The sequence below is a fragment of the Streptomyces muensis genome, assembly GCF_021474425.1.
In the GTDB taxonomy this organism is placed as follows: domain Bacteria; phylum Actinomycetota; class Actinomycetes; order Streptomycetales; family Streptomycetaceae; genus Streptomyces; species Streptomyces muensis.
The window spans coordinates 1-6,161 of the sequence record NZ_JAKEIP010000375.1; the positions used below are offsets into that span (position 1 = coordinate 1).

Consider the following 6,161-nt stretch of genomic DNA (forward strand, 5'->3'; position numbering starts at 1 on the left):
CCCCCGGCAGGCCCCCACCTCTGAGCCGCCTTTCATCCACGGTCTGGAACTCTCCCGCCGCTTCTACACCGACGCCGTACGCCCCCTCCTGGAGGAGGCCGCCCCCGGCGTCCCCCACTCCGCCGCCCGCATCGGCAGCGGCTCCGAGGTCCTCGGCTACGACACCCCGCGCTCGGCGGACCACGAGTGGGGTCCCCGGCTGCAGATCTTCCTGCACCGGCACGACGTGCCCCGCCACGCCGCCCGCATCAGACACCTGCTCGCCGAACACCTCCCGAAGACCTTCCTGGGCCACCCGACCAACTTCGCGGCCACCGGAGAGAGCCGCGACATCCGCGTCATGCGGCAGACCGACGGCCCCGTCCACCACCGCGTCGAAGTCACCGGCACCTCCACCTGGTTCACCGACGCCCTCGGCTTCGACCCGGCGCCGGGCATCACCCCGGCCGACTGGCTGGCCGTCCCCACACAGCTCCTCGCCGAGGTCACCGCGGGCGCCGTCTTCCACGACGGGCTGCACACGCTCACGCCGTTACGCGAGGCGCTGCGCTGGTACCCCCACGACGTCTGGCTGTACGTCCTGGCCTGCCAGTGGCAGCGCATCGCGCAGGAGGAGGCCTTCGTCGGCCGTGCGGGCGAGGTCGGCGACGAGCTGGGCTCCGCCGTCACCGCCGCCCGCCTGGCCCGCGACCTGATGCGGCTGTGCCTGCTGATGGACCGCCGCTACCCGCCGTACGGCAAATGGCTCGGCAGCGCCTTCGCCCGCACCGCCGCCGGCCCCCGTCTCTCCCCCGTGCTCACGGCCGCGCTCGCCGCCACGGACTGGCACACCCGCGAACGCCACCTGGTCCACGCGTACGAGATCGTCGCGCACCAGCACAACCAGCTCCACCTGACCGACCGCGTCGACCCCGCCACGCGCCCGTACCACTCCAGACCCTTCCAGGTCCTGCGCGCCGACCGCTTCACCGCGGCCCTGACCGCCCGCATCACCGACCCGACCCTCAAGGACCTGCCGCTCGTCGGCGCGGTGGACCAGTTCGTCGACAGTACGGACGTCCTGACCCGCCCGGAGTCGGCCCGCACCCTGAGTCACGACGTACGCAAGCCCTGACCGGCCCGCACGACGGACCCGCCGGAGACGTCGGACACCGCGAGCGCCTCCAGCTCCCGGGCGACGGCCGCACCGATCAGCTCGGCGTCACCGGCACGCGCGTGGCTGACGACCGTGAGCGTGTAGGCGTCGGCGCAGTGCACGAGACAGAGGTTCGCCGTACCGGGAGGGGAGAGCTGCGGCAGGGGGACGACACGCGTCAGCGGGCGGCCGTGCAGACGGCTGGGGTGGTCCCGCCACTTGAACGCGGTGCACAGGCTGGTGGTGAGTTCGGGACGTGCGAGGCGCCGGGCCATCACCCCGGCCAGCCACGGCACGGCACGCGCGGCGCCCTGCAGCGCGGGAAGGATCGCGCGGTGGGCGGCACAGCGCCGGTCGAACCCCGCGACCTGGTCCTGGCATGCAGCGAGCCGCGCCACGGGTGATTCCAGGTCGACGGGCAGCGGCATCCGCAGCACGGTGACGCCGTTGCCGAGCTGCTGTGCGCTGCGCCGGGTCCGCAGGTCGACCGGGACGGTGGCGTAGAAGGGGTTCGATCCCTTCGGCCAGGCCCGCAGCGGCCCGTGGCAGACGCGCAGGGCACCGGCGTACGTACTGAGCAGCAGTTCGTTGAGGGTCGCCCCGCGCCCGCCGGCCGGCTGACGGCGGGCCGTACGCATCACCTGCGGATCGAGCTCCACGACCGCCACCGACGGCCCCACCTCGCCGGGGGAAGCCGTGGGAAGGGGCCGGCCGGGCGCCCCGATCCGGCGCAACTCCCTGCCCACGGCCGCCGCACCGACGGCCGGCCGCTGCCGTACGGTCGCGGTCGGATCCGCAGCGGCCGGCACGCGCGGCGCCGGCGGCGGCACGGCGTCGTCCATCAGCAGCCGGAAGACCGTCTCCAGGGATCGGCCGTCCAGCAGCGCGTGATGGGCGAACAGGACGAGGCCGTACGGCGCGACCAGCAGCCGCCACAGCGGCCGTTCGGACGGCAGCGGGTGGCTGACGCCGTCGGCGAGCAGGGAGCGCAGGTCCTGGTCCGTGGTGGTGATGTGCGCACCGGGATCGAACGGCCGGGCCCTCTCCCAGCGATGGCCCGACAGCGCCCCCGACCCGGTGGGCGGCCGCAGGACCAGGCTCATCCGCTCCAGCCCGCCCCACCGCTCACGGACCCGGGCCCGCACCCGCTCCAGGTCGAACGGCTCGCCGGGAAACACCCCGGCGATACCGATGGTCCCCGGCAGCCCGTTGCGCAGATGCCCCTCGTCGATGGCCGTCAGCCTCATGTGCCACAGCCGTGGGGCGAGTCGAACACGACACAGGCGTTGTGCCCGCCGAAGGCGAAGCTGTTGCTGATCACCGGCCCGTCCGGGATCTTGCGCGGCTCCCCGACGACCATGTCCAGCTCGCACCGGGGATCCAGCCGCGTGAGATGCGCGGTCGGCGGCGCGAGCCCCTCCCGCACGGACAACGCGGTGATCACGGCTTCCAGCGCGCCCGCAAGACCGAGCCCGTGCCCGGTCACGGCCTTGGGCGCGGTGACCGGCACCGCACGCGGCCCGAACAGGGCGCTGATGGCCTGCGCCTCGGCGAGGTCGTTCAACTCGGTGCCGGTGCCGTGCGCGTTGACATGGGTGACGGCGTCGGCGGTCGCACCGGCGTCGGCGAGCGCCTGCTCCATGCACGCCCGCGCCCCGGCGCCGTCGGGATGCGGTGCCGTCAGATGGAAGGCGTCGGACGTACGTCCGTACCCGGTCAGCGTGGCGTAGACGCGGGCGCCGCGCGCGCGGGCCAGGTCCAGCCGCTCCAGCACCAGGAACGCCGCCCCTTCGGCGAGGACGAACCCGCGCCGCCCGACGTCGAACGGCCGTGACGCGGAGCCGGGATCATCGCACTCGGTGACCATCGCCCCGGCCCGCCCGAACGCCAGCGCGGTCGTCGGAGTCAGAGGACTGTCATGGCCGCCGGCCACCACCACGTCCGCGCACCCCGTCCGGATCATCTGCATCGCCTCGCCGACGGCGTGCGTGCCGGAGGCACAGGCGGTGGAGACCGTCAGGCTGGGCCCTACGATCCCGAGCCGCGCGCTGATCCAGTACGCGCCCGCGTTGTTCATCAGTCTGGGCGCGTACAGCACATCGGGCTGTCCGATGCCGTTCTCCTGGCTGATCACCCCGCCGTACCCGGTGCCGGTGACCACCGCCCGCCGACCGGGTTCGACATGCAGTCCCCCGGCGTCCGCCACGGCGTCCACGGCAGCGCACACGGCCAGCTGCACCGAACGGTCCGTCCGCCGCACCTCCTTGGGCGTCAGACAGCCGGCCGGGTCGAAGGCGGTCATCGCCGACGCCGGGTACACGACCGTGCCCTCGTCGTCGAAGGCGTGCAGCGCCGTCGCGGAACGGCAGCGCACGAGACTCTCCCAGAGCTCCTCGGGACTCGCTCCGGCCGCGCTGCGCACGCCGAGGCCGGTGACGGCGACGGCGGGTCGGGCGCTCATCGGGCGAGGGTGGTGTGGGCGCCGGGGGTACGCAGCCGCACGATGAGGTCGGCCACATCACCCACGGTGGACACGCCGGCCTTGTCGGTGCCTCTCAGACAGACCCCGAACAACTCCTCGGACGCCGCTTCCAGTTCGGTGATGTCCAGGCTGTCGGCGCCCAGGTCGGCGACGAGCCGAGCCTGCGGGACCACCGCCTCCGGCGGCACCGACATCACCCGCGCGCACAGCGGGCGCAGCGCTTCCCATACGTCGCCGTGTTCCGCTTCCATGCAACTGCCTCCATCTCCTGGTGCCGTCAGGGCACTGACGGCGTCGCCATCGCGGCCCATGTCTCGAACTCCGTGACGACCGCGTCGGCGAGCCGTTCCGCGTCGTTCGGGCGCAGGTGGCACACCGTGGTGAGGGTGAACGCGTCCCCTGCCTGTGCCAGGGCGAAGCTGACCGTGCCCGGGTGCTGCAAGGGCGGCAGCCCGACCGTGCGCACGAGCCGACGGCCCTGGAAGGTGCCGGCTCCGCCGGGCCACTTCATGGCCGTGGTCGCGGTCGCCGCGAAGCAGTTGTGGCGGCCTCGGTCGGCCAGCAGCCCGGTGACCCAGGGGCCCGTCCGGCGAACCGCTTCCGCGGCCGGGAACAGCACGGTGGCGTGGGCGGCGGCCCGCTCGGGCACGGTGGCCATCGCGGTCTGACAGGCCCGCAGCCGCGCCACGGGACCGTCCACGTCGACGGGCAACGGAACCCGGACGACCGTCAGGGTGTTCCCGAGTTCGCCCGTGGTCGCCCCGGTGCGCAGATCGCACGGTACGGCCGTGTAGACCGGTTCGTCGCGCTGCCGCCACCGCCGCACCGGCCCGTACCGGTCCCGCAGCGCCCCGGCCACGGCGCCGACCAGCAGCTCGTTCAGCGTCGCGCCCCGGCCGTCGGCGGGCTGGCGGCGGGCGGACCGGACCGTGTGCGCGGGCAGTTCACGCACCGCGACCGAGGAGCAGGGCTCCCCGGGCGGCCGCATCGGAAGGGCCTGTCCCGCGGCCGCCATCGCCATGAGCTCCCTGCCCGCCGCACGCAGTCCGGCCCGCGGCGGCGCTACCGACCGCACCGATTCCCGCGCCGCGGGGCCGTCCATCAGCGCGCGCATCAACGTCGCCAGGGACCGCCCGTCCAGCAGCGCGTGCTGGGCGACCAGCGCCAGCGCGAAGTCACCGCCGCGCGCCGCGTCCGGGACCACGTGCAGCCGCCAGGGCGGCAGCCCGCCGCCGAGCGGCCGGTCCACGCTGCGCGCCCACAGGTCGTCCAACTCGGTCCGCGCCACACCGACATGCGCGCCGGGGTCGAACGGCCCCGGCACGACCCACCGCATCCGCCCGCGCCGCCCGGGCATCCCCTGCCGTACCGCCGTACCGCCGTCCCGGGCCCCGTCGAGCACGCAGTTCATCCGTTCAAGGCCCGCCCACCGCTCGGCGACACGCGCCCGCACCTGCTCCACGTCGGGCTGCTCACCGGAGAGGACCACCGCCAGGCCGATCACACCCGGACACCCGTTGAGCAGCAGCATCTCGTCGGCATAGGACAGTCTCATGCGGTCTCTCCGGCTCGCAGTCCAAACGCCCGCCCCGTGATGGAGCGGGCGTCGAACCGAACTCTTCCTCGGTCTACTTGAGCGCTCCGCTGTTGCAGCCCATGTCCGAGCCGAGGTGGCTGGGCTGCGCACCCGGGGAGCCCTCACCGTTGAGCGCGTTGCCCAGGGCGCCGTTGACGAGGCCGAGGCTGCCGAGGATGTCGATGTTCATGTCGTGCGAACGGCACTCGATGCCCTGGGTGATGTCGAGGTCGTGGGCACCCGCCTCACCGTGGGCGGCGGCCGTGCCGACGCCGAGCGAGCCGACGCTGCCGAGGACGGCGCCCACGAGGGCGACCTTCTGAAGCTTGCGCATTTCTTCTCCGTTGGTCGAGCAGATGGGGTGTGCGGGGGATCAAGCGGGGAGGCGGGGCGGCTACGGCCCCGGTCCGTCAGCCGAGTCGGGGCAGACCCAACTGGCCCACGGGCGGCGCCGCGACCTGTCCCAGGCCGAGGCCGGGCACCTGCGGTGCGCTGGCCGGCGAGACCAGCGGGTTGATCAGCGGGTTCACCTCGGGGTTCACCTGCGGGTTCACCTGCGGGGCGACCCGCGGCGGGGGCTCCGGGTTGAAGACCTGCGGAGCGGAGACCTGCGGAGCGACCTGCGGCATCACCTGCGGCGCGGTCTGCGGGGTGACCTGCGGCACGACCTGCGGCGCCGCGGGCTGGGGCGCGGCGGCCGGCGCGGAGTGCGGCGCACCGGAGGCCTCCGCGTAGCCGCCCGACGAGGCCGAGGCGGAGGCATAGCCGCTCTCCTGACGCGGGGCGGGCGCCGGGGGCGCGTACTGCGGGGCCGGCTGGGGCTGGGGCTGTGGCTGCGGACGCGTGGCCTGCGCGGCACCCGTCGAACGGGCCGACGCCGTGACCTGGGGCCGCCGCTAGCGCGTGGAGTGGGCGTGCGAGAGGGAGTTGGCCTGGCTGTTGGCCTGGTCGCAGTCGATGCCGCGGGT

At 74.2% G+C, this 6,161-nt stretch carries 7 protein-coding genes; 1 reads left to right on the forward strand and 6 read right to left on the reverse strand.

The features are described from left to right. Window positions 1-34 precede the first annotated feature (34 nt). Window positions 35-1,114, forward strand: coding sequence for a DUF4037 domain-containing protein (locus tag L0P92_RS41070; protein ID WP_234768246.1), 1,080 nt, complete (start codon window positions 35-37; stop codon window positions 1,112-1,114). On the opposite strand, the gene L0P92_RS41075 is transcribed toward L0P92_RS41070, so the two are convergent. The 6 genes from L0P92_RS41075 to L0P92_RS41100 form a co-directional block, all read right to left on the reverse strand. Next, on the reverse strand, window positions 1,093-2,382 hold the full coding sequence (locus L0P92_RS41075) for a wax ester/triacylglycerol synthase domain-containing protein (RefSeq protein WP_234768241.1): 1,290 nt from the start codon (window positions 2,380-2,382) through the stop codon (window positions 1,093-1,095). The two genes, L0P92_RS41070 and L0P92_RS41075, sit on opposite strands and share 22 nt — an antisense overlap. Beyond that, a complete protein-coding gene (locus tag L0P92_RS41080) occupies window positions 2,379-3,596 on the reverse strand; it encodes a beta-ketoacyl-[acyl-carrier-protein] synthase family protein (protein ID WP_234768242.1) in 1,218 nt (405 codons plus the stop codon). Before L0P92_RS41080 ends, L0P92_RS41075 begins: the two co-directional genes overlap by 4 nt. Next, window positions 3,593-3,868 carry an acyl carrier protein gene (locus tag L0P92_RS41085; protein ID WP_234768243.1) on the reverse strand — a complete coding sequence of 92 codons (276 nt, stop codon included), beginning with the start codon at window positions 3,866-3,868 and terminating at the stop codon, window positions 3,593-3,595. Before L0P92_RS41085 ends, L0P92_RS41080 begins: the two co-directional genes overlap by 4 nt. Window positions 3,869-3,894: 26 nt before the next feature. After that, complete coding sequence (locus tag L0P92_RS41090; RefSeq protein WP_234768244.1) at window positions 3,895-5,172, reverse strand: wax ester/triacylglycerol synthase domain-containing protein; 1,278 nt, start codon at window positions 5,170-5,172, stop codon at window positions 3,895-3,897. Between the two features lie 73 nt (window positions 5,173-5,245). Beyond that, a complete protein-coding gene (locus L0P92_RS41095) occupies window positions 5,246-5,527 on the reverse strand; it encodes a hypothetical protein (protein WP_217211125.1) in 282 nt (93 codons plus the stop codon). A gap of 76 nt (window positions 5,528-5,603) precedes the next feature. Further along, on the reverse strand, window positions 5,604-5,858 hold the full coding sequence (locus L0P92_RS41100; protein ID WP_234768245.1) for a hypothetical protein: 255 nt from the start codon (window positions 5,856-5,858) through the stop codon (window positions 5,604-5,606). Between the last annotated feature and the right edge of the window lie 303 nt (window positions 5,859-6,161).

Excerpts from the sequence above, each read along its gene's own strand:
- L0P92_RS41095 (WP_217211125.1), bottom strand. The coding sequence starts at position 5,527 with ATGCGCAAGCTTCAGAAGGTCGCCCTCGTGGGCGCCGTCCTCGGCAGC.
- L0P92_RS41075 (WP_234768241.1), bottom strand. The coding sequence starts at position 2,382 with ATGAGGCTGACGGCCATCGACGAGGGGCATCTGCGCAACGGGCTGCCG.
- L0P92_RS41090 (WP_234768244.1), bottom strand. The coding sequence starts at position 5,172 with ATGAGACTGTCCTATGCCGACGAGATGCTGCTGCTCAACGGGTGTCCG.
- L0P92_RS41085 (WP_234768243.1), bottom strand. The coding sequence starts at position 3,868 with ATGGAAGCGGAACACGGCGACGTATGGGAAGCGCTGCGCCCGCTGTGC.
- L0P92_RS41080 (WP_234768242.1), bottom strand. The coding sequence starts at position 3,596 with ATGAGCGCCCGACCCGCCGTCGCCGTCACCGGCCTCGGCGTGCGCAGC.